The following is a 21,042-nucleotide window of genomic DNA, read 5'->3' as shown; positions in this document are numbered from 1 at the left end:
CATCAGGAATGTAAGGAGATTCAATTATGGCAATGACTGCAAAAGATTTACCCGTTGGTGGTGCCATGCCCGCTTTTTCTTTGCCCGTCGGAGGAGGAAATGAGCAATGGTCGAGCACTTCTGCCCCGGGCAAGCCCTTACTGGTGCTGTTCATCTGCAACCATTGCCCTTATGTACTGCATATCAGCAAGCATTTGGGTGAACTGGCCCGTCAGTGGCAAAACCAGGGACTGCAGGTAGTGGCGATCAACAGTAATGACCCCGATACTTATCCTGAAGATGCCCCCGAGAAAATGCCTGCCGAAGCGCAGCGTGCCGGTTATGACTTCCCTTATCTTTTTGATGCAGATCAGGCCGTAGCGAAGGCCTTCAACGCCGTTTGTACCCCGGACATTTTCCTGTTTGATCAGGCAGGCAAGCTTTTTTACCATGGCCAGTTTGATGACAGTCGTCCCAAAAATACGTTACCGGTTACCGGAAAAGATTTATCGGAAGCGGTTGCTGCCGTGCTCGAAAAGCGTGAGCCTCCGGCAAAAGTCCTGCCCAGCGTAGGTTGCAGCATCAAGTGGCGGGCTGGTAATGAACCGGAGGGTTGGGCATGATCTCCCTCCAGCGCTGTGCCGTGGTTACGGGGGCATCATCAGGTATTGGCGCAGAAACAGCGCGTCAGCTTGCCCGCCAGGGATGTAAGGTCTATGTCGGTGCACGTCGCCTCGAACGCTTGCAGGCATTGGCGGAAGAAATTCAGGGCGTGGCCCTGACTCTGGATGTCACCGACACGGAAAGTGTTCGTCAGTTTGTCGATCAGTTACCCGAGGCGGTCGATATTCTGGTCAATAATGCCGGCGGTGCGCTCGGCCTTGAGCCCATTGCCGAAATGGAGGAATCCCACTGGCAACGCATGTGGGACAGTAATGTGCTGGGTTTGGCGCGCATGAGTAAGGCACTCTATCCACGACTGTTGAAAGCTTCTTCGGGCGTTGGACATCTGGTCAATATCGGCAGTATTGCTGCCCATGAAACCTATGCCGGTGGTGGTGGCTATACGGCCTGCAAACATGCGGTCAAGGCGATTACTGAAACCCTGCGCGTGGAATGGTTGGGCAAACCCATCCGCATTACCGAGATTGATCCGGGACTGGTGGAAACCGAATTCAGTCTGGTCCGTTTTGCCGGAGATGCAGAACGTGCGGCGAGTGTATATGCGGGTATGGAGCCTTTGGTGGCAGCAGATATTGCCGACGCCATTAGCTGGGTGGTCAGCCGTCCTGCTCATGTCAATATTGATGAGATCATCATAAAACCGCGCGCTCAGGCGCGGGCCGGGCTGGTTCATCGAGATTGAAATGCCCTCACCCACCTGTTGGTGGGCGCTCTAGAAAAATTGCGTATGTACCCAGTGCGGAAAGAAAATTCAGCGCACCTGCGTCTAGGCTTCAGTGAAAAATATGCTGGAAAATACCGCCCGCTATTTGTTGTTGTTTGGTCACAAAGTTGGGACGTTGCTGAACCTGTCGTTGCCGGCGCAAGCGGAGCAGGCGTTTCTGTAATTCCCGTTTGATGCGTTGTCTTTCATGTCCTGCCATGAAAGAAGCGTAGCTGGGGAAGCTGCGAACCCGACGCAAAGCCGCTAACAAATTTGTGCTGTTATCCATCTGCTGTCTCCTTAGCTTTCTATTGAAAACAATAAAGCAAGGAGTGTGCCAATAAAAATGCTTGTGAAAAATCAATTTACTAAAATTATCCGAACGGTCAGTTGGCCGCTTTCTGTCACGTTTTGACGACAAGGTGCCCGTTTTTACAGGGTGCCCCCTAAAACCGGCGGTGGGCTGGGAAGCTTTTTGCGCCAACGGCGCGGGCCAAAGTCGCTGCAAAGCTTCCCAGCCCACCACCGGTTTTAGGATAACTGCCGGTGTCGCAAAAACTCCCCACTGCTCAATGGGATGTTTTTGTAACCGGAAGGCTAATGACGGCGGAAAGCGTCCAGAACTAGAATCACAGCGCCGATGGAAATGGCACTGTCGGCAATATTGAAGTAAGGCCAATATAAAGAACCCCAGTGCGCCCCAATAAAGTCCACTACATAGCCAAGACGAATGCGATCAATCAGATTGCCTACAGCACCGCCAAGAATGAGTGCAAGAGAAATGGCGGTCCAGGTGCTGCCGGGTTTGAGACGACGCAGGATGGCGACAATGACGACAACGACCAGCAGGGCAATACCAATGAGCAGCCAGCGCTGCCAACCGCCTGCACCTGCCAGAAAACTGAAAGCAGCCCCCGTGTTGTGGACGAGGCGAAAATTCAGGAGGCCGGGGATAACGACAATACCCTGTCCCACGCGCCAGATGTGACTCAGCCAGAGTTTGACGCCCTGATCTGCAAGGATGACGGCAAAAGACAGCCAAAGGTAACGTAACATCAGCAGAACTCCCGTTGTTCGCCTGGTAATTCAAGATTGCTTACACAACGACCACAAATTTCCGGATGTCCGGCATGCTGGCCGACATCATGACGGCGATGCCAGCACCGTGCACATTTGCTGGCCGTGCTCGTTTGTACCTGCAAAGCAACCCCGGGAACCAGTTCGGCGCTGTTTTCCGGTCGCCCGGAGTAGGCATGGATGCTGCAGGCGGAAGTCATCAAAAAATAGCGCAGTTCTTCTCCCAGAGGGTGCAGAAAAGCCTGCCAGTCATCGTTGGCATAAATCTGCAGTTCGGCATCCAGACCGGAGCCAATTTTTTTGTCCTGACGCAGCAGTTCCAGTGCCGCATTGACGGCATCCCGTAATTGGCTGAGACGCTCCCAGCGGGCATTGAGCAGGACTGAGTCCTCGGGTAGAGGGAGGTCCGGGTATTCACCAAAAAACACGCTGGGTGCCGGCCGATCCCGCATTTCCTGCCAGATTTCTTCTCCGGTAAAGCTCAGTATGGGTGCCATCCAGCGCACCATGGCTTCCAGCATCAGCCAGAGGATGGTTTGTGCGGAACGGCGGGCGCGAGAGGCAGTCGGTGAGGTATAGAGGCGATCCTTGAGTACGTCCAGATAGAGGCCGCCCAGATCAATGGAACAAAAATGATGGAGCTTTTGCTGGACCTTGAGAAATTGGTATTCAGCATAGGCCGCACGAATTTCTTCCTGCAGCAGTGCGGTGCGCGCCAGCATCCAGCGATCCATTTCCAGCAACTCTGCTGCGGGGAGTGCGTCTTTTGCGCAGTCAAAATCGTGGGTGTTGCCGAGAATGTAGCGGGCCGTGTTACGAATGCGCCGATAGCTATCCCCCAACTGCTTGACGATGGCATCGGAAATGGGAATTTCGCCCCGGTAATCTGCCGAAGCCACCCAGAGGCGCAGAATATCCGCACCATAACGGTCGATAATGCTTTGCGGGGCAATGACGTTACCCACTGACTTGCTCATTTTGCGGCCTTCACCATCCACCGTGAAGCCATGAGTCAAAACCGCCTTGAATGGTGCACGCCCCCGGCTCGCCACAGACTCCAGCAGGGAGGACTGAAACCAGCCACGATGTTGATCTGAGCCTTCCAGATACAGGTCGGCAGGACTGTGCAGTTCCGGACGCTGCTCCAGGACAAAGGCGTGGGTCGAGCCGGAATCAAACCAGACGTCAAGAATATCCGTACTCTTGTGGAAATGATCATGTCCACAGGCTGCACAATGGGCTCCTGCAGGCAGAAAATCCCCGGCAGGCTGGTTGAACCAGGCATCAACACCATTGGCTTCCACCGCCTGAGCAATCCGTTCGAAAGTTGCCGCATCGCGCAGCGGTTCACCACACTGGCCGCAGAAAAACAGGGCAATGGGTACGCCCCAGGCTCTTTGCCGGGAAATACACCAGTCCGGACGCTGACGGATCATGCCGGCAATGCGCTCCTGACCCCAGTCGGGAATCCAGCGCGTTGCTTCTATGGCAGAGAGAGCCTTGTCGCGGAGCTGGTTGGCAGACATGCTGATAAACCATTGCGGTGTCGCCCGAAACAGCAGGGGCGTCTTGTGCCGCCAGCAATGGGGATAGCTGTGGCGGATTTTTTCCAGATGCAGTAAGGCATCTTCCTCCTGCAGCAGTTCGATGATTCTTTCGTTGGCCTGACGAATATTCAGCCCGGCGAGACCACGGGGCATGTCATCACGCAAGCGGCCGTTATCCTGCAAGGGGCTTTCTACCGGCAGATGATAATGACGACTGGCCTCATAGTCCTCTACGCCATGCGCAGGCGCGGTGTGCACACATCCGGTACCGGCTTCCAGGGTGACATGATGGCCGAGAATGATTGGAACCTGACGATCCAGAAAAGGATGCTGCAGAATCAGTCCTTCGAGCTGCGATCCGCTACATTCTGCCAGAATGGCAGGACCATTTTCCGAAGTTTCCCCATAACGGGCGAGGGTGCTTTCGGCCAGATCGGCAGCCACCAGAATATGGCGATGCCCGCTGCGCAGGAGCACATAAGCATAATCGGGATGTACGGCGACCGCCTGATTGGCTGGTAAAGTCCATGGGGTGGTAGTCCAGATGACCACACTGGCGGCGACAGCCTCCTTCAGCCCCAGCCGTTGCTGCAGGTCAGCCGGATCGGCGACGGCAAAAGCCACATCAATGGAGGGATCCGTGCGATCCTGATATTCGACTTCCGCTTCGGCCAGTGCACTACCACAATCCACACACCAGTGGACGGGTTTGGCACCGCGTACTACCTGACCATTGACGGTCAAGCGACCAAGTTCCCGAAGAATATTGGCTTCTGCTGCGAAATGCATGGTCAGATAGGGATGCTGCCAGTCGCCGAGGATGCCGAGTCGTTCAAAATCCTGCTTTTGTCCAACAATCTGACTTTCCGCATAAGTCCGGCAAGCGTTGCGAAATTCCTGGGCACTGACTTTTTCTCCAGGGCGTCCCAGCTCTTTTTCTACCTGGATTTCAATGGGTAAGCCATGACAATCCCAGCCCGGCACATAGGGTACCCGGTAACCTTCACTCAATTTGCTTTTGTTGATGATGTCCTTGAGGATTTTATTGACCGCATGGCCTATGTGAATTTTGCCGTTAGCGTAGGGAGGGCCGTCATGCAGGATGAATGTCGGGGCATTGCTGCGCGCCGTCTGGATGGCGGCATATAAATCATGCTCCTGCCAGCGCGCCAGTGTTGCCGGTTCGCGTTCGGGGAGTTTGCCCTGCATGGGAAAGTCCGTTTGGGGAAGATTCAGTGTCAGCTTGTAGTCCATGAGTTTTGAAAATCCTAAGGGTGTTCGGCAAAAAAACGGCGGGTATTGATAATATCCCGGGCAATGGCTGCCTTGAGGGCATCGAGATCCGGGTACTTTTCTTCATGACGCAATTGCTGATGCAGTTCTACCTGAACGCGTTGTCCATAAAGATCAGGACTGTCTGCATCCAGGCAGTGTGCCTCCAGCACCATTTGCTTACCGCCGACGGTAGGTCGCAAGCCGATACTGATGGCGGCTATCCAGCTTCCCTGAGGGCTGTGAAGACGCCCGGCAAAAATGCCCTTGACCGGAACGGGGCGGCGATTCAGGGGAATGTTGGCGGTCGGGAAGCCCAGTTCCCGACCCAGATGATCACCGTGAACGATTTTGCCACAGAGGGAATAGGGTCTGCCCAGCCAGTGCCTGGCCTGGTCCAGGTTACCCGCCAGTAATGCCGCACGAATACCCGTGCTGCTGACACGTTGGCCGTCCAGACTGAAGGGGGGTTGCTCGTGTACGGTAAAACCATACTGGCGACCGAAGTGCTGCAGCATCTCCAGATCGCCCCGCCGCGCCGCCCCGAAACGAAAATCATGACCAACCACCAGAAAGCGGCACTGTAATTGCTGCACCAAAATGCGCGTAATGAAATCTTCAGCGGAAAGGCGGGCCAGAGCCTGATCAAAAGGCAGGCAGTAAATTTGATCCACATGGTAGTGACGCAGCACGCTGATCTTTTCACGAAGACTGCTCAGCCGGGGTGCGGCCTGGGATGCCAGAAAAAATTCCCGGGGCAGGGGTTCAAAGGTCAAAACGGCCGTCGGTAAATCACTTTGACGCAGGGACTGCAGCAAGGCCTGATGTCCTCTATGGGCACCGTCAAAATTGCCGATGCTGACCGCCAGCGCTGAGCTGGCAGGACAATCGCTGCGTCGATGGAAAAAGCCTGGGAAATTCATGCGGGATTATTTGCGATCCGTTTCGCGGTAAAATGGCGACATACTAGCCTAAATTCATGGAGAACCCTAGATCATGGGTGTGCAGTCTGCCCACTCGGGTTGCTGTTCCCGGATGACCTCCTGCAAAGGGCGGCGTTGACCAAAGCCCTGTTCATGACCATGGTAGTAACCCAGCACAGGTTCCGGATGGCGCCAGCACAAATAACCATCGCCCGTATCAAAATCCACCAGCCATAATCCCGAAACAACCACGCCCAGACGCTCCATTTTATTGATCCAGCGCTGCACAATTTCTTCGTAGTGGATTTCCTGTTGCTGTAAAATAGGGTGGTTTCCCATGTTGGCCCGCATCGACTCCAAAACCGGAGAGAGTTCATCAACAGCCTGGGCGGTAATGTTGCGGACCAAAGGAAAAATTTGCCGGGCTTCCAGCAGGGTGAACACCCGAATCTGACCCGGTCGCTGAATGGCAAATACCGAATCTCCATGTCCATGTAATCCGTCCGTTTCAGGCACGGTCAGTTCTCCTTCGGATGATGTCGCGCAACTCGTGGATGCCCAAAGCCCAGGTACCACCCAAATACAGAACGGCCGCTAAAAGCACCAGGCCGAGAATCCGCAGGAGTCTTTCCCACAAGGGCAGGGCCAGCCACAGTGCAGTACCACCGCGCAAGCTCAATAACACCAAGCCCATGATAATCGCCATGGCACCAGATTTCAGCAAGAAGGGCAGCCAGCCCGCCTGCATTTTATAAACACCATCTCGATGCAGGCGGCGCCAGAGCAGAATGGCATTCACCAGTGCCGCTGTGCTGGTGGCAATCGCCAAACCCAATTGTTGCAGGGGCCAGGCGAGAATCACGCTGATGACCATGTTGACTGCCACGCTGATCATGCCGAAACGGACGGGTGTTCGGGTATTCTGATGGGCGTAAAAAGCGGGGGCAAGGACACGTGCGGCAATGATGGGTAATATGCCAATACCATAACCCATCAGGCTCAGACTGCTCTGCCAGGCATCTTCGGCGCTATAGGCACCGTAGCGAAACAGGCTGATCAAAAGTGGCTGCGCCAGAACCAGCAGACCGACCGTCGCCGGAAGGCCGATCAGCCAGGTCAGGCGCAGCGCCCAGTCCAGGGTTTCGGGAAATTGCGCAGAACCTTCGGCCGCCTGCCTGGATAGCAGAGGTAATACCACGGTTCCCAAAGCGACCCCGAAAACGCCCAGAGGAAATTCCACCAGCCGGTCAGAGTAATAAAGATAGGAAACCACATTAGCCCCGACCAGAGAGGCCAGGATGGTATTCAGGAATAAATTGACTTGGGCGACCGATGCGCCGAAAGCGGCTGGCCCCATCAGGCGCAAGACCTTGGCGACTCCCGGATCACGGCGGCGCAGGCGCGGCCAGCGCAAATATCCCAGTTTTTTCAGGGCCGGAAACTGAAACAGAAGCTGCACCACGCCACCAATCAAAACACCCCAGGCTACGGCAATAACCGGTTGGGCAAGATGCGGTGCCCAGAATAATGCCGTGGCAATAATGCTGAGATTCAGGAAAACCGGCGTAAAAGCAGGCACCGTAAAATGACCGTGGGTATTGAGCACACCACCAGCCAGCGCCACCAGTGAGATCAGAAAGAGATAGGGAAAAGTAATCCGCAGTAATTCCACGGTCAGCTGGAATTTGCCGGGGTTAGCAGCAAACCCCGGAGCTATTGCGTAAACTACGGCGCTGGCAGCGAGAATGCCGATCAGTGTGACCACGGCCAGGGTCAGAGCCAGCCAGCCACTGATATCGGCGACAAACGCCTGAGCTTCCTCCGTCGAACGCTGGGCCCGGTATTCACCCAGAACCGGCACAAAAGATTGCGAGAAGGCGCCTTCTCCAAACAGCCTGCGGAACAGGTTGGGAATCCGGAAGGCCACAAAAAAAGCATCAGCCATTTCCCCGGCCCCGAACAAATGCGCAAGTATAATGTCGCGGGCGAAACCAAGCAGTCGGGAAAGCATGGTATTGCTTCCGACTTTCAATACACTGCGCAGTGGGTGTTTACTCATAAACGCACAAAAGAGGATGGAAGCATCCCAGAATAATGGCACGGCCGTTTGAAACAGCCAAGATCAATAATTACCTTCCAGCAAAAAGTCCATGAACTTTTGCGCTACGGCGGTTAACCGTTTGTTCTTGCGATACACGGCGTGCCATTGTCTGAGAATGGGGAAACCCACGACATCCAGAATGGCAATGTTTCCAGCATTGGCTTCGGCAGCAATGGTGTTGCGGGACAGAACGCTCAGTCCCAGTCCCCCGGCGACCAACTGCTTGACCGCTTCATTACTGCTCATGGTCATTCTGACTTTGAGCTGGACTCCCTGTTCCTGGAAAAAATTCTGGGCTGTCAGCCGGGTTCCGGAACCTTCCTCCCGAAGAATAAATGCTTCATCTTTTAATCGCGCTGGAGCAATGCGGGATTGTTCAGCTAACGGGTGATCGCCGGGGGCGAGTACAACCAGCGGATTTTCCATAAAGGGGCGGGCAACACCATCAATATCATCGGGAACCTGACCCATGATGTAAATGTCGTCGAGATTTTGCTTGAGTCGTTCCAGGATGCTGTCGCGATTGGCAATTTCAAGGTGGACTTCAATACCTGCATGTTCCTTGCAGAAGGTACCAATGAGGCGCGGCGCGAAGTACTCTGCCGTCGAAATGATGGACAGGTTAAGTGTCCCTGATTCGAGGTTGCGCTGGGCGTTGAGCTCCTGATTCAGTGCATCCAGACGACGCAGAATGTCGTTTCCGGCCCTGGCAACGGCTTCTCCGGCAGCCGTGAGGTAAAGTTTTTTGCCCATTTGTTCATACAGGGGCTCGCCGGCGGTCTCAGAAAGTTGCTTGATCTGTATGGACAGTGCTGAAGGCGTCTGGTGTAATTCCGTTGCAGCGCGGGTCATGTTAAGGTGTCGCGCAAGCACCGTAAAAATACGTAATTGGTGCAGGGTCGGATGGCGGATTATCAAGGTTTTACTTTTCCAAAAGGTAATATTAATTTCTTTTTACTTTACCTTATGGAAGGCACTTTGTACATTCGTCAAGGGTTACAGCTTTGCAGGTCAAGTTAGACTGATACTTTAGGAGGAATCTTATGGCTGGTAAATATGAAGCCGGCGTCAAGGAGTACCGCCACACATATTGGGCTCCGGACTACGTGCCGCTTGAGTCGGATCTTTTGGCGTGTTTCAAGATTATCCCGCAGCCTGGTGTGGATCGGGAAGAAGCAGCGGCGGCGGTAGCCGCAGAATCATCTACCGGCACCTGGACTACGGTCTGGACTGACCTGCTTACCGACATGGACTACTACAAGGGTCGTGCGTATCGCATTGAAGACGTCCCCGGTGACGACGCGGCTTTTTATGCGTTCATCGCATATCCGATCGACCTGTTCGAAGAAGGTTCGGTGGTTAACGTATTCACCTCGCTGGTGGGTAACGTATTCGGATTTAAAGCGGTTCGTGCCCTGCGTCTGGAAGACGTGCGCTTCCCGCTGCATTACGTCATGACCTGTAACGGTCCATCCCATGGTATTCAGGTAGAACGTGACTTGCTCGACAAGTATGGTCGGCCGATGCTGGGTTGTACCATCAAGCCCAAGCTGGGTCTTTCTGCCAAGAACTATGGCCGTGCCGTGTATGAAGCCCTACGTGGTGGTCTGGATTTCACCAAGGATGACGAAAACGTCAATTCCCAGCCTTTCATGCGCTGGCGTGACCGCTTCCTCTTCGTGGCTGATGCTATCCACAATGCCGAAGCTCAGACGGGTGAGCGCAAGGGTCACTATCTGAACGTGACTGCGCCTTCTCCGGAAGAAATGTACGAGCGCGCCGAGTTCGCCAAAGAACTGGGTATGCCCATCATCATGCATGACTTCCTCACCGGTGGTTTCTGTGCAAATACCGGTCTGGCCCGCTGGTGCCGCAAAAATGGCATACTGTTGCACGTTCACCGTGCCATGCATGCGGTAATTGATCGTAACCCCAACCATGGTATTCACTTCCGGGTGTTGACCAAGGCCCTGCGTCTGTCCGGTGGTGATCATCTCCATACCGGTACCGTGGTAGGTAAGCTGGAAGGCGATCGCGCTTCTACCCTGGGCTGGATTGATCTGCTTCGCGAATCCTACATTCCTGAAGATCGCAGTCGCGGTATTTTCTTTGATCAGGATTGGGGTTCCATGCCCGGTGCCTTTGCCGTAGCTTCCGGTGGTATTCACGTGTGGCACATGCCGGCACTGGTGAGTATTTTCGGTGATGACTCCGTACTGCAGTTTGGTGGCGGTACTCTGGGTCACCCCTGGGGTAATGCGGCAGGTGCGGCGGCTAACCGTGTTGCTCTGGAAGCGTGCGTGGAAGCCCGTAACCGTGGGGTCGAGATCGAGAAGGAAGGCAAGGAAGTGTTGATGAATGCAGCTCGCCATTCGCCAGAACTCAAGATCGCTCTGGAAACCTGGAAAGAAATCAAGTTTGAGTTCGATACGGTCGACAAGCTCGACGTGCAGAACCGCTAATTTCTGGTAATTCATCAGCTTATTCAGGAAGGAGGTCATCATGGCCGATGTGCAAGATTATAAGCAAGTCCGCCGGTATGAGACGTTTTCATACCTGCCCCCCATGTCTGCTGAACAGATTCGGGCTCAGATTCAGTACATTGTCGCTCAGGGTTGGAACCCTGCAGTAGAACATGTCGAGCCCAGTCGATCGTTCACGCATTACTGGTACATGTGGAAGCTTCCCATGTTTGGCGAAAGAAGTGTTGACGCCATTCTGGCCGAGTTGGAAGCCTGCCACCGCGAATATCCGGGTCATCTGGTAAAGTTGATCGGTTACGACAACTATACCCAGAGTCAAGGTCTGGCGTTTGTGGTTTACCGGGGCTCCTAAACAGGGGCGGCAGTGACGAAGCCGCCGTGTTTTTTACGGCGGCTACATCAAGGGAGGCAATATGTCTGAATTATCCGCTTCCGGTCACTTGCGTGGTCGGGCTTTGGCGCAGAAGATGCGGCGCCAGCAGGCCGTGCGCAAGCAAACCGATAGAACACGGTCAGTGCCAGCAGCTGCTGAGCCAAAGTCTGTACCGAATTCGATGAAGACAGAATCCACAGCAGCAGTGGTTATGTCGCCATCCGTACACATTGATAACATTTCTCAGAAAAACTCCGGGAGAGAAGCCGCATTAGCGCATCGTGCCCAAAGATGTACGGGTGCGCAGTGCTGGTCTGATCCGGAACAGCGGCGCTCGCGCAGCCGTCGTCGGGTTGCCCCGGCAGAAAGCAGCCAAGCAGTGATGGTTGCTGAAAATGTTGTGCAGCCGCTGATTCCCGGTGTGGAAGAATCGTTTCTGGATTCCGTATGTGAAATGGCTGAGTCAAACCCGTCTGATTTTGCCTGGCGCGAAAGTTCAGTGCGCCAGCTCTGCAAGGCACGGCGGCAGACGCTCTCCCAAAAGGGCAAGGTGGCGCTTACGGTGATGCGTGGTCTGAGTTCTGCCGCTGCGCGCTTGCGTTATCTGCAAAATGGTAATGGCCGCGAATTCGCCCGTTTGCATCGTCAGGAACAGGCCGAGCATGGTCGGGGTCGCTCGCAACCTTCCCGGGCTGCCGGTCAGTTACGTTCCAGAAAGTATCGGGCTCCACAGAAAGTTGAAGTGGATACCACTTTGGCAGGTTCGGAAGTGACCGGAACGCAAGTGACTCGTCAGGCTGCGGTTACCGGTAATGAGGCAGGATCCTGTCGGGGAATTACCGGCACAGAATATGTTGGTACTGATCAGTTCACCAGTTTTTGCAACAGTCGTCCGGCGCCAAATCCTGCCAAGGTAGGGCAGTCCAGTACCACTGCGCGGCAGTCCGTATCTGGTACGCAACTGGGCCGATCTGCTGATGTGACAGGCGATGAAGCCGGTACGTGTACGGCAGTCACCGGTACCGAATACCTGAGCATGGAAAACTTTGGTGCATTTTGCCAGTCAGATCTGCCTGCCCGACCTCAGAAAGTGGCGATGGGTATTTCGGCGAAACAACACCTGCCGATCAGTGGCTCAGATGAGGCAAGAACCGCCGCTGTGACGGGTTCCGAGACGGGCGTTCAGCAGCGGATTACGGGTTCCCAGTATTCTGATGCTGGAGTGGCCCGGATGACCATTAACGGCGCACCGCCCAAGGTTTCGCAAACACACACACTGGCAGGTGAACAGATTTCCGGAACTGCTGTGGACAGCTCAAGCAAAATTACGGGACTTGACTCCGGTGAATGTCGGCCAGTTACCGGAACGGAGTATCTGAGTCAGGAAACCTTTCAGTCTTTGTGCCGTACGGCGGCGCCGGAGCCGGTACCTTCGAAGGTCGGAATCAGTAATACCGATAAAGGGATGCGGATTACCGGCAATCTGGTAGATCGTTCGGAAAAGGTCACCGGTAATGAGCCTGGTAGTTGTCAACGGGTAACCGGTACAGGCTACGCTCTGGCGAACTTGTGCGGCGGTGGTGTCGATAAGGTGGGGATGATGTCCAGTCTGTCGGGTACCGCCCTGACAGGGACAGGAGTGAGTTCACACCCAAAAATGTCTGGTGACGAGCGTGGAGAGTGCTTGCCCGTCACCGGTACGGAATATTATGGGGCAGAGCATTATGCTGCATGCGCGAGCACTCCGCATGCTGAAGCTCCCAAAGTGGGTGTAACTCGGACCGCCACTGGACAGCTGGTCAGTGGACCGTTGCTAACACCTTCAGAAAATGTAACAGGTAATGAGGCTGGGGCATTTTCAGCCGTTTCTGGAACGCCCTATGCGGGCGATGCCCTCAGCAACCTGACCGAATCAACTCCTCACGAGGCCGTGATGCAGTCAGCCATAGCTTCAAGTGCGCCTCAAGAGGAACCGTCATGCTGCAGTAACTGTGCCCTCAAAAAACAGGCAATGGCACAAGTGGAACCGACCAGCACCCGTTTTGTGGACGCCCCGGTTGCATCGCAGTCTCCTCAGGCCGTAGTGAATGCGCCGCAGGACTTCAGTATTGTTCCTCCGTCCCGGCAGATGCTCAATCGCATTACCGGCAATAGTGCGGATCAGAATGATCGTGTCACTGGCCCGGTCAATCTGGCAAGAGGGCTGGTGACCGGTACGCCGGAGTTCCGGACTCGGGAAATGCCGCAAGGTACTCCGCTTTCCGTGCAGCCAGGCATGTCTGCCAGCCCGGAAGCTGCTTCTTCGGTAATGGCTGTGCCCGAACGTGGTGCCTGGCAGATTACTGGTGACGACTGGAGTCGGAGTAAGCGCGTCACCGGCACAGAAGGACACTGGGCCCAAAAGCGTAATCCTACGCAACGCGGTGATGCGAAAATTTGTGTCATGTCTGCGGGCGTAAACAAAGGGCAGGCTTTGTCGGCAGCGTTGAGTGAATCCAAGTTGACCGGCAGCAGCGGGAGTTCTTCCCGGGGTTCATTGGTTACTTATTCCGGAGGCGCGCGAGGATGATGGATTTTCGGCATCTGTACCGGGATGATTCAGCTTTGCAGGTTGAGGGCTGAAGCTTGGATACACGTAAAATCAGACGCATGCGTGGTATAGGTACGCCAGATTCCATGCCCATGCCCATGCCCATGCCCATGGCCAGGCAGTTCTCTCAGGCTGTGCACGTTCAGGTTCCCCAGCAGGCTGACGGTAAGCCAGCTGTGCATCCAGCCTGCGCCAGCCTGCCCGCTCGCCAATGCCACCATGCTTTGGTGAATAAAACGGAAAATGATCGTCTTGCCCGTTTCGAATCAAGTATCAAGCGGCGCTTTGATGAAATTGTGCCGGTTCTGAAAGAAGTGGCTGCTTTGGGCGCATCGCGTGACTTTACCGAGCAGGCTAACCGTCTGGCAGAACAGCATTTAGGTCATCCCTTTCCTGAAGGCGTTTTGGAGAGGTCGTGGATTCATGGTGTGGATGTGCCGACCTTGTATAGTTCCAGCATCTTTTCGGCATTGGCGGCAGGCGTTGAGCAATTCTCGCAGCGCATCCATCAGGAAGTAGCCGATGCTCAAAGTCTGGATGCCTTGCTGGTCGACTGCGGGTTTCACGCAATCAATGTTTCAGCCTGTGCTGATGGTCGTTTGAAAGGCCTGTTTACCTATATTTTAAGGCTGCCTGCTTCGGATTTATTACGATACTCTACTTTTGCTGGAACTTTGTTTGATGTAGAAGACGATATTCTTGACTGGCAGGCTGCGGAATTGCGTCGCTTCCGTGAGGGGTATCCCAGTACTTCTGATAGTGGTACCAGATATCTAAAGGTGGCCGTATATCACCGCAGTTCACTGGATCCTATGCATCAGGGTTGTGCAGCGCATCAGAGCAATGAAAAAGTAGCTATGGAAGCTGCTCTGGAACGCTTGCAACAGTTTCGCCATGGTATTGAAAATGCTTTTTGTTGTGGTGCCAGTACCGATATTTTGCTGATTGGCCTCGATACGGATACTGATGCGATTCGCATTCATGTGCCGGATGGTCAGGGAGATTTGAGTCTATTCCGCTCTGTGGACAATGCCGAACTCTATAAAAAGACTCTGGGTATGAATGCCGATCAGGCACGCCTTGCAATTTATGAAGCCATCGCCAATGCCAGTGATGTCGGCGGATGGGGGCAGGGTGACGGCAAACCCCATGACGGGATGCGGCGCCTGATTGCCAACCTGCTTATCAATAATCTGAGCCAGATAGAATATGTCGTTGAAAACTTCGGGGGCTGGTATCCTGACAGAGGACATGGCGAACGCTTTATGAGTATTGGTGACGGTTTTCAGGAGTTGCAGGTGCGTAATCTGTCTTATTACGCGCACCTGGATACTGTGGAAGAGGGAGCTGCGGATCTGGATGTGGGGGTCAAAATTTTTCGACATCTGAATGTCGAGCAGGGTTTACCCATACCCATGGCGATTAATTACAGATATGACGCCAATGTTCCTGGCCACAGAGAACGCATCATTATCAAATTACAGCGCGTGGCAGCAGCTATTCAAGCACGGTACAGTGATTTACTGTCCGAAGGTATGCTTTATTTACATGGCAGCGTCCAGAATCAGAAACTGGGCAGCCCATTGGAGGAGGTGCCACTCACATGAAGATCATGCGTGTGGAAAAAACTCTGGTATCGACCAACCGTATTGCAGAAATGGGTCATCGTCCTCTACTGGTGGTTCAGGAAAAGGAAGGTGGACCGCGCTCACTGGCGGTGGACGCTGTGGGTTGTATTCCCGGTGATTGGGTGATTTGTGTGGGATCTTCGGCAGCGCGCGAAGCTGCTGGCAGTAAGGATTATCCATCAGATCTGACGATTATTGGCATCATTGATAATTGGGACCCTCTGTAGTCGTGGAGATTATGCAGGTGGTTTCGGAGCTGGTGGTCACCCGTCGGGTTCCTGGACTGAAGCAAATTTCGTTACGGGTGTTGTCTGATGCAGCAGGGAAACTGAATGTAGCGATAGATCCCGTGGGGGTTCCACCGGGTAAGTGGGTGTTTACGGTAGCAGGTTCGGCGGCGCGTTATGCGGCGGGCGACTTTGAGATTCATACTGATTTGACCATTGGTGGAATCATTGACTTTTGGGAACCTTGAAACGTTCTCTATATTGGGTTTTGTTCTCGTAAGGAGGGGTGCAAATGGCAGATGTATCAGGTGTTGCGTTGGGTATGATTGAAACCCGTGGTTTGGTGCCGGCTATTGAAGCGGCTGATGCGATGACCAAGGCTGCTGAAGTCCGTTTGATTGGTCGCCAGTTTGTCGGTGGTGGTTATGTCACCGTGTTGGTGCGCGGCGAAACGGGTGCGGTAAATGCTGCAGTTCGTGCTGGTGCTGATGCCTGCGAACGGGTGGGTGACGGCCTGGTGGCTGCACACATCATTGCGCGTGTGCACTCTGAAGTCGAGCACATCCTGCCGAAGGCTGCCACTGCTTAAAGCAGCGGCATCCAGCGGTTCTGATTTTTAGATTGTCTATTGAAGGAGTTGATGAAATGGCAGAAGTAACAGGTATTGCGTTGGGTATGATTGAAACCCGTGGTTTGGTGCCGGCTATTGAAGCGGCTGATGCGATGACCAAGGCTGCTGAAGTCCGTTTGATTGGTCGCCAGTTTGTCGGTGGTGGTTATGTCACCGTGTTGGTGCGCGGCGAAACGGGTGCGGTAAATGCTGCAGTTCGTGCTGGTGCTGATGCCTGCGAACGGGTCGGTGATGGTCTGGTAGCCGCCCACATTATCGCCCGTGTCCATTCCGAGGTTGAACACATTCTGCCGAAAGCACCATCAGCCTGAACCGGTTTGATTGTCGCTTAAATGAACGCGAGTGAGCGGGCGTAGTTCCTACGCCCTTCCTGGCAGATGTAATCAATATAAAGGAGACACAGATGGCAGCACTTACGGGTATTGCTCTGGGTATGATTGAAACACGCGGTCTGGTACCGGCTATTGAAGCAGCGGATGCGATGACCAAAGCAGCCGAAGTCCGTTTGGTTGGCCGTCAGTTTGTTGGTGGTGGATATGTCACCGTGTTGGTGCGTGGCGAAACGGGTGCAGTGAATGCGGCTGTTCGTGCAGGTGCGGATGCTTGTGAAAGAGTTGGTGACGGCCTTGTTGCTGCCCACATTATTGCCCGGGTACACACCGAGGTGGAACATATTTTACCTCAGTCTCCCAGCGCTGATGGTAGTGGCCGGGATGGTGATGTTACCGGCAATCTGAGCTGAAACCCATGAATGGGATGCGTAATCATCATCCACGCATCATTGGTTTTTTCACGCGTGCGCTGACTCATGAGTACACGGCGGTGCAGCAGTACCGTACCCAGTCAAGTCTTTGTACGCTCTGGGGCATGGCAGATTGGGCGGAATATTTTCGTCATGAATCGCGGGAAGAGCTGGATCATGCCGGTATTCTCAGTCAACAGCTTTTGCTGATGGGAATAGCGCCGACGGGTGCGCAATTACTGCCACCGCGCCCGGGTAGGGATTTGCGCGAAATGTTGACGCACGATCAGGATCTGGAGTATTCGGCTGTGCAATTGTATAGCGAAGCCCAGAATTTTTCCGAGCGTATGCGGGATATTCCTTCTGCCGAGGTGTTTGCCCATCTGCGCGCCGATGAAGAAGGCCATATGCGGTCGCTTGCCGAAATGTTGGAGCGTTTTCACTAAGTTTGGAGGATGTTTGTGAACCAGGATCTCCAGGATATCCAGGCTCCCGAGGGATGGGAAATTCAGCGTCGTCCTTTGGGGTGGAGCAAACGATTTGAGTTTTCCGACTATGCACGAACTCGTCATTTTCTGGATTTGCTGACGGGACTTTCTGAGAAACTTGACTATTATCCAAACCTGAATTTTGCGAAAACCTACGTGGTCGTCGCAATTCAATTTGAAGGAGATGCCGTGGAGCCTGAGCGGGCAGAATTTGCCGCAGCGGCTGAGTACTGCGCAGTGCAGGCACGGGAGTAACATTGATCATGACCACCGCCAGGCGGATTGCCCTTTTTAATGCCAAAGGTGGTTGTGGCAAAACCACTCTGGCCTGGAACCTGGCGATGGGCTTGTCCAAACGCGGTGCCACCTTACTGCTGGATGCCGACCCTCAGGGGAGCCTGGGCTATTGGGCGGATTGGGCTGCTGAAGCTGATGGTCATGCTTTGTCTGTACAAAGCTGGTCAGAACAAAGTGCGGGGCAATCCGCTGATTTTGCCTACTGGGTGATTGATTGTCCGCCTTCCCTGGAGAGCGCTGAAACCCGGGAAGTGCTGGCGATGGCGGACTGGATATTACTACCAGTGCTGCCCTCGCCACTGGATTTATGGGCGAGCCAACGTAGTGTGGAAGTGATTTCGGCCCTGCAAGCGGGTAAAGCAACCCGAAATGCGGCATTTGTGCTGAATCAGGTTGAAAGTCACAGTGCTTTGTCTCGTGCTGCAGAATCTGCAGTTCAGGCAATGGGTCTGAATGTGTTACCCGTGCAGGTTGCCCGCCGGGCCATATACCGGAATGCAGCCATTGAAGGCAAAAGTGTGTATCAGATGGGGAAGCGGGCCACGGCTGCCGTACAGGAATTCGAAGGAATTATTGAGGAGATCTTGAAATGAGCAATTTGGAGAACAAACTCAACGCGAGTATCCAGAGTCCCAGACGGCGTACTCCGGCCGCCAGTGCAAACAGCACTCCTGCGGCAGATGCCGAAAAAACAACTACGATCAATAAACTGGAAACGAGCAGTAAACCGGCTCAGAAAAGCACGCCCAAAGAAACGCCAGGCGTGAGTGATCTGAATGCGGGTGGTGGGCGTGAAATCAATCCTCAGCGTATTTGGCCAGACTAGCACCGCCTTCTTGCTGATATATTTCGGCCGACCTGTGTGTAGTACATGGGTATAGGGTGCTTTGCGATAAAAATGGGGTGAGCTAGGTATGTCCATTCAGTTGGCGGATTATCCGGAAATATTGGAAGATCTGGGGCCACACGCCGCCGAAGTCCTGGAGGCTAATTGGTATGAAGCCGCCCGGGTTTTTGGTCGACGTGGTCTCGAATCCTATCTGCAGGGTGCCAGCAGCCTTAAGGCGCTGGGGCGTGGGACTGATCTGGTTCTTGCTTTTATAGAAAGTGCCCCACAGGTTGCCCGTGAAATTGGCGAGCAGGCTGTATTCGAAATGCTTTCCATGGCCATTCGCATGTTTTCCAAAACCAGCGCCGAAGTGCTGGCCTTATTTTTCACCAGTGCTCCGATTGTTTCCCGTCGTTTGGGTGAACTGGAATTGTTTCGCGGCTATCTGCTGCTGCTTGATCAGTTACTCGCCCAGGCACCGCGTGGTGTTCGTCCGATGTTGGGCAAAATTGAAGTGCTCCTCGAAAAAATGACCCTGGGTGGTTTGCGGCGTTGGGCCAGCTGGGGTATTTCCGCCTATCGCAGTGATTTTGCCGCACAGGTAGAATTTTTCGGTCTGAATACGCCACAATCCCTTGCCGTGCTTCAGCAGGAACGTCGCGGTGTTCTTTTCATTGACGTACAACGCCGTTTGATCATGTATCTGCGCGCTTTGTGGGGTCGTGATTTTTTTTTGCGACCCACTTCCGGAGATTATGAAACCAGAGAAGGTTACCAGCCCTACATAGAAAATTACTTCATTCATGTTCCCGACGCCTACGACGATGTGGAAAACGCCCAAGGGGAAAAAACAGCCGCCCTGGAGCTGTATCGTGCTGCAGCGGCACACGCCGCAGCGCATGTGGTTTTTTCCAGATACGATCCCCGTTTTGAGCTGGCAAAGCCCTTGCAACGTTTGTGGATTGGTATTCTGGAAGATGCCCGGGTTGAGCATCTTGCCATCCAGAAATTCCCGGGCCTTTTCCCTCTATGGCAACATTTAGGCCGTTTGCCGGCCTGTGAGGAACAGGCAGCAGAACCTGAAACCGTAGCCATCATGGATCGTATCAGCCTCGCACTGCTCGATGCTGACTATGCTGATCCACATCCCTTTGTGGCCAACGCCCGAGAAGCGTTTATCCGGGTGTTGGCAGCCGAAGAAGACGTTTATGATGTGCTGATGGCGGCTGCTGAAAAACTGGCAGAAGAATGTGAAAAATCTTCCTGGAATTACTCTGTGCAGAAAGATCAGTCTGAAAGCCCATATCGCGATGATAATCGCTATCTCTGGACGGCGCCTGCCACAGACTGGAGTGGCGATCCTCTCTCCGGCGGTCAGGCTCAGGTACGCAAATATGTCAGCATCATGGAAATGATCAACGCCGTCGATGTGGAAACAGCGGGAGATGATGCCCAGGAAGTCTGGGTGCTCGCCACAGAGTTCTATGACGACGATGGTCTGACGTTTAACGAAAAAGAGGGCAAGACGCCGGTATCGCAACCGGTAAATTATTCCGAGTGGGATTATCAGACCCAGCTGGAACGTCCCTTGTGGGTGACCGTGTATGAAAAACATCCCAAAATGGGAGATCCCTCAGAAATTAATACCATGCTCGAACAACAAAAGCCTTTGGTGCAAAGGCTGCGCAAGCTGATTGAAGCGGTGCAGCCCCAGGGCGTGGTGCGGACGCGCAAAGTCGAAGATGGGGATGAAATTGATATTAATGCGGCCATTCTGGCGATGACGGATATCCGCATGGGGCAACAGCCGGATCCGCGTATAGGTATTCGCACCCGTCTGAATATTCGTGATCTTTCCGTCATGTTGCTGGTTGATCTTTCCGAATCGACCAATGACCTGCTGCGTACGCGTTCGGAAGGAGATGTCAGTGTGCTGCATTTGGCCAGGGAAGCCACGGCTTTGCTGGCTGAGGCCCTGGAGCGCATTGGCGACCCCTATATGCTCTGTGGTTTTGATTCCAATGGGCGCCACGACGTAGAGTTTTACAAGTTCAAGGACTTTGATGCGCCGTATGATGACAAAGTGAAAGGTCGTCTGGCAGGAATGACCGGACAGCTTTCGACCCGCATGGGTGCGGCACTGCGCCATGCCGGACATCTGCTGGATCAGCGTGCCAGCCAGAAAAAATTGATTCTGCTCCTCACCGATGGTGAACCCGCAGATAATGATGTGCGCGATCCACAATATTTGCGTTTTGATACCAAAAAAGCCGTAGAAGAACTGAACCGCAAGGGTATCCGGACATTTTGCCTGTCTCTGGACCCTTATGCCGATGAATATGTTTCCAGAATTTTCGGGCAACGTAATTATCTGGTGCTGGATCATGTGGACAAGCTTCCAGAAAAATTACCGCAGCTTTATATATCCATGACCAAATGATTTTAAATTGGAACATAATACAGGGAGT

The 21,042-nt window shown here is 53.8% G+C and carries 23 protein-coding genes; 16 read left to right on the top strand and 7 right to left on the bottom strand.

Going from position 1 to position 21,042, the window contains the following annotated elements; all coding sequences use genetic code 11:
* The first annotated feature begins 26 nt into the window (after positions 1-26).
* Positions 27-602 carry a thioredoxin family protein gene (locus H7F11_RS09730; protein ID WP_193651015.1) on the top strand — a complete coding sequence of 192 codons (576 nt, stop codon included), beginning with the start codon at positions 27-29 and terminating at the stop codon, positions 600-602.
* Positions 599-1,345: an SDR family NAD(P)-dependent oxidoreductase gene (locus H7F11_RS09725; protein WP_193651016.1), complete on the top strand. Its 747-nt coding sequence runs from the start codon at positions 599-601 to the stop codon at positions 1,343-1,345. Before H7F11_RS09730 ends, H7F11_RS09725 begins: the two co-directional genes overlap by 4 nt.
* 91 nt (positions 1,346-1,436) lie before the next feature.
* Here H7F11_RS09725 and H7F11_RS09720 read toward each other — a convergent pair whose 3' ends face one another.
* The 7 genes from H7F11_RS09720 to H7F11_RS09690 form a co-directional block, all read right to left on the bottom strand.
* Positions 1,437-1,655: a hypothetical protein gene (locus H7F11_RS09720; RefSeq protein WP_193651017.1), complete on the bottom strand. Its 219-nt coding sequence runs from the start codon at positions 1,653-1,655 to the stop codon at positions 1,437-1,439.
* 308 nt (positions 1,656-1,963) lie between these two features.
* A complete protein-coding gene (lspA, locus tag H7F11_RS09715) occupies positions 1,964-2,422 on the bottom strand; it encodes a signal peptidase II (protein WP_193651018.1) in 459 nt (152 codons plus the stop codon).
* The gene (gene ileS, locus H7F11_RS09710) at positions 2,422-5,244 is read right to left on the bottom strand and encodes an isoleucine--tRNA ligase (RefSeq protein ID WP_193651019.1); all 2,823 of its coding nucleotides are present in this window, start codon (positions 5,242-5,244) and stop codon (positions 2,422-2,424) included. The genes lspA and ileS overlap by 1 nt, the downstream gene beginning before the upstream one ends.
* 14 nt (positions 5,245-5,258) lie before the next feature.
* Positions 5,259-6,185, bottom strand: coding sequence for a bifunctional riboflavin kinase/FAD synthetase (locus H7F11_RS09705; protein WP_193651020.1), 927 nt, complete (start codon positions 6,183-6,185; stop codon positions 5,259-5,261).
* Positions 6,186-6,251: 66 nt separating this feature from the next.
* Entirely contained in the window at positions 6,252-6,701 is a 450-nt protein-coding gene (locus tag H7F11_RS09700) for a DUF2203 family protein (protein ID WP_142086905.1), read from the bottom strand.
* Positions 6,694-8,244: a murein biosynthesis integral membrane protein MurJ gene (gene murJ, locus H7F11_RS09695; protein ID WP_193651021.1), complete on the bottom strand. Its 1,551-nt coding sequence runs from the start codon at positions 8,242-8,244 to the stop codon at positions 6,694-6,696. Before murJ ends, H7F11_RS09700 begins: the two co-directional genes overlap by 8 nt.
* A gap of 63 nt (positions 8,245-8,307) precedes the next feature.
* A complete protein-coding gene (locus H7F11_RS09690) occupies positions 8,308-9,204 on the bottom strand; it encodes a LysR family transcriptional regulator (protein WP_193651022.1) in 897 nt (298 codons plus the stop codon).
* A gap of 125 nt (positions 9,205-9,329) precedes the next feature.
* On the opposite strand from H7F11_RS09690, the gene H7F11_RS09685 reads away from it, so the two are divergent.
* The 14 genes from H7F11_RS09685 to H7F11_RS09620 all read left to right on the top strand — a co-directional run bounded on the left by H7F11_RS09685 (position 9,330) and on the right by H7F11_RS09620 (position 21,014).
* Positions 9,330-10,748, top strand: coding sequence for a form I ribulose bisphosphate carboxylase large subunit (locus tag H7F11_RS09685; RefSeq protein WP_193651023.1), 1,419 nt, complete (start codon positions 9,330-9,332; stop codon positions 10,746-10,748).
* A gap of 40 nt (positions 10,749-10,788) precedes the next feature.
* The gene (locus H7F11_RS09680; protein WP_010637868.1) at positions 10,789-11,121 is read left to right on the top strand and encodes a ribulose bisphosphate carboxylase small subunit; all 333 of its coding nucleotides are present in this window, start codon (positions 10,789-10,791) and stop codon (positions 11,119-11,121) included.
* 61 nt (positions 11,122-11,182) lie between these two features.
* Positions 11,183-13,711, top strand: coding sequence for a CsoS2 family carboxysome shell protein (locus H7F11_RS09675; protein ID WP_193651024.1), 2,529 nt, complete (start codon positions 11,183-11,185; stop codon positions 13,709-13,711).
* A 56-nt stretch (positions 13,712-13,767) separates the two neighbouring features.
* Complete coding sequence (locus H7F11_RS09670) at positions 13,768-15,339, top strand: carboxysome shell carbonic anhydrase (protein ID WP_227485395.1); 1,572 nt, start codon at positions 13,768-13,770, stop codon at positions 15,337-15,339.
* On the top strand, positions 15,336-15,587 hold the full coding sequence (locus tag H7F11_RS09665) for a carboxysome peptide A (RefSeq protein ID WP_010637873.1): 252 nt from the start codon (positions 15,336-15,338) through the stop codon (positions 15,585-15,587). Before H7F11_RS09670 ends, H7F11_RS09665 begins: the two co-directional genes overlap by 4 nt.
* Before the next feature lie 11 nt (positions 15,588-15,598).
* Positions 15,599-15,835: a carboxysome peptide B gene (locus H7F11_RS09660; protein ID WP_227485394.1), complete on the top strand. Its 237-nt coding sequence runs from the start codon at positions 15,599-15,601 to the stop codon at positions 15,833-15,835.
* Positions 15,836-15,879: 44 nt separating this feature from the next.
* Positions 15,880-16,176 carry a BMC domain-containing protein gene (locus H7F11_RS09655; RefSeq protein WP_010637879.1) on the top strand — a complete coding sequence of 99 codons (297 nt, stop codon included), beginning with the start codon at positions 15,880-15,882 and terminating at the stop codon, positions 16,174-16,176.
* A gap of 56 nt (positions 16,177-16,232) precedes the next feature.
* Entirely contained in the window at positions 16,233-16,529 is a 297-nt protein-coding gene (locus H7F11_RS09650; protein ID WP_010637881.1) for a BMC domain-containing protein, read from the top strand.
* Positions 16,530-16,621: 92 nt separating this feature from the next.
* Positions 16,622-16,960: a BMC domain-containing protein gene (locus H7F11_RS09645; RefSeq protein ID WP_010637882.1), complete on the top strand. Its 339-nt coding sequence runs from the start codon at positions 16,622-16,624 to the stop codon at positions 16,958-16,960.
* A 5-nt stretch (positions 16,961-16,965) separates the two neighbouring features.
* Entirely contained in the window at positions 16,966-17,406 is a 441-nt protein-coding gene (locus H7F11_RS09640; protein ID WP_193651026.1) for a ferritin-like domain-containing protein, read from the top strand.
* Between the two features lie 9 nt (positions 17,407-17,415).
* Positions 17,416-17,703 (top strand): hypothetical protein, encoded by a 288-nt coding sequence (locus tag H7F11_RS09635; RefSeq protein WP_193651027.1) that lies wholly within the window; start codon positions 17,416-17,418, stop codon positions 17,701-17,703.
* A gap of 8 nt (positions 17,704-17,711) precedes the next feature.
* Positions 17,712-18,338 (top strand): ParA family protein, encoded by a 627-nt coding sequence (locus tag H7F11_RS09630; RefSeq protein ID WP_193651028.1) that lies wholly within the window; start codon positions 17,712-17,714, stop codon positions 18,336-18,338.
* Positions 18,335-18,571, top strand: coding sequence for a hypothetical protein (locus H7F11_RS09625; protein WP_193651029.1), 237 nt, complete (start codon positions 18,335-18,337; stop codon positions 18,569-18,571). Before H7F11_RS09630 ends, H7F11_RS09625 begins: the two co-directional genes overlap by 4 nt.
* An 88-nt stretch (positions 18,572-18,659) precedes the next feature.
* Positions 18,660-21,014 carry a nitric oxide reductase activation protein NorD gene (locus H7F11_RS09620; RefSeq protein WP_193651030.1) on the top strand — a complete coding sequence of 785 codons (2,355 nt, stop codon included), beginning with the start codon at positions 18,660-18,662 and terminating at the stop codon, positions 21,012-21,014.
* The last annotated feature ends 28 nt before the right edge of the window (positions 21,015-21,042 follow it).

This window comes from Acidithiobacillus sp. HP-2 (assembly GCF_015100155.1).
Classification (GTDB): Bacteria; Pseudomonadota; Gammaproteobacteria; order Acidithiobacillales; family Acidithiobacillaceae; genus Acidithiobacillus.
The sequence above is the reverse complement of the archived record's forward strand: the minus strand, read 5'-3'. Positions and strand labels throughout refer to the sequence as shown.

Coding starts and splice junctions, on each gene's coding strand:
- H7F11_RS09640 (WP_193651026.1), top strand. CDS start 16,966: ATGAATGGGATGCGTAATCATCATCCACGCATCATTGGTTTTTTCACG.
- H7F11_RS09665 (WP_010637873.1), top strand. CDS start 15,336: ATGAAGATCATGCGTGTGGAAAAAACTCTGGTATCGACCAACCGTATT.
- H7F11_RS09660 (WP_227485394.1), top strand. CDS start 15,599: ATGCAGGTGGTTTCGGAGCTGGTGGTCACCCGTCGGGTTCCTGGACTG.
- H7F11_RS09685 (WP_193651023.1), top strand. CDS start 9,330: ATGGCTGGTAAATATGAAGCCGGCGTCAAGGAGTACCGCCACACATAT.
- H7F11_RS09630 (WP_193651028.1), top strand. CDS start 17,712: ATGACCACCGCCAGGCGGATTGCCCTTTTTAATGCCAAAGGTGGTTGT.
- H7F11_RS09725 (WP_193651016.1), top strand. CDS start 599: ATGATCTCCCTCCAGCGCTGTGCCGTGGTTACGGGGGCATCATCAGGT.
- H7F11_RS09625 (WP_193651029.1), top strand. CDS start 18,335: ATGAGCAATTTGGAGAACAAACTCAACGCGAGTATCCAGAGTCCCAGA.
- H7F11_RS09680 (WP_010637868.1), top strand. CDS start 10,789: ATGGCCGATGTGCAAGATTATAAGCAAGTCCGCCGGTATGAGACGTTT.
- ileS (WP_193651019.1), bottom strand. CDS start 5,244: ATGGACTACAAGCTGACACTGAATCTTCCCCAAACGGACTTTCCCATG.
- H7F11_RS09730 (WP_193651015.1), top strand. CDS start 27: ATGGCAATGACTGCAAAAGATTTACCCGTTGGTGGTGCCATGCCCGCT.
- H7F11_RS09655 (WP_010637879.1), top strand. CDS start 15,880: ATGGCAGATGTATCAGGTGTTGCGTTGGGTATGATTGAAACCCGTGGT.
- H7F11_RS09705 (WP_193651020.1), bottom strand. CDS start 6,185: ATGAATTTCCCAGGCTTTTTCCATCGACGCAGCGATTGTCCTGCCAGC.
- H7F11_RS09650 (WP_010637881.1), top strand. CDS start 16,233: ATGGCAGAAGTAACAGGTATTGCGTTGGGTATGATTGAAACCCGTGGT.
- H7F11_RS09675 (WP_193651024.1), top strand. CDS start 11,183: ATGTCTGAATTATCCGCTTCCGGTCACTTGCGTGGTCGGGCTTTGGCG.
- H7F11_RS09645 (WP_010637882.1), top strand. CDS start 16,622: ATGGCAGCACTTACGGGTATTGCTCTGGGTATGATTGAAACACGCGGT.
- lspA (WP_193651018.1), bottom strand. CDS start 2,422: ATGTTACGTTACCTTTGGCTGTCTTTTGCCGTCATCCTTGCAGATCAG.
- H7F11_RS09635 (WP_193651027.1), top strand. CDS start 17,416: ATGTTTGTGAACCAGGATCTCCAGGATATCCAGGCTCCCGAGGGATGG.
- murJ (WP_193651021.1), bottom strand. CDS start 8,244: ATGAGTAAACACCCACTGCGCAGTGTATTGAAAGTCGGAAGCAATACC.
- H7F11_RS09620 (WP_193651030.1), top strand. CDS start 18,660: ATGTCCATTCAGTTGGCGGATTATCCGGAAATATTGGAAGATCTGGGG.
- H7F11_RS09720 (WP_193651017.1), bottom strand. CDS start 1,655: ATGGATAACAGCACAAATTTGTTAGCGGCTTTGCGTCGGGTTCGCAGC.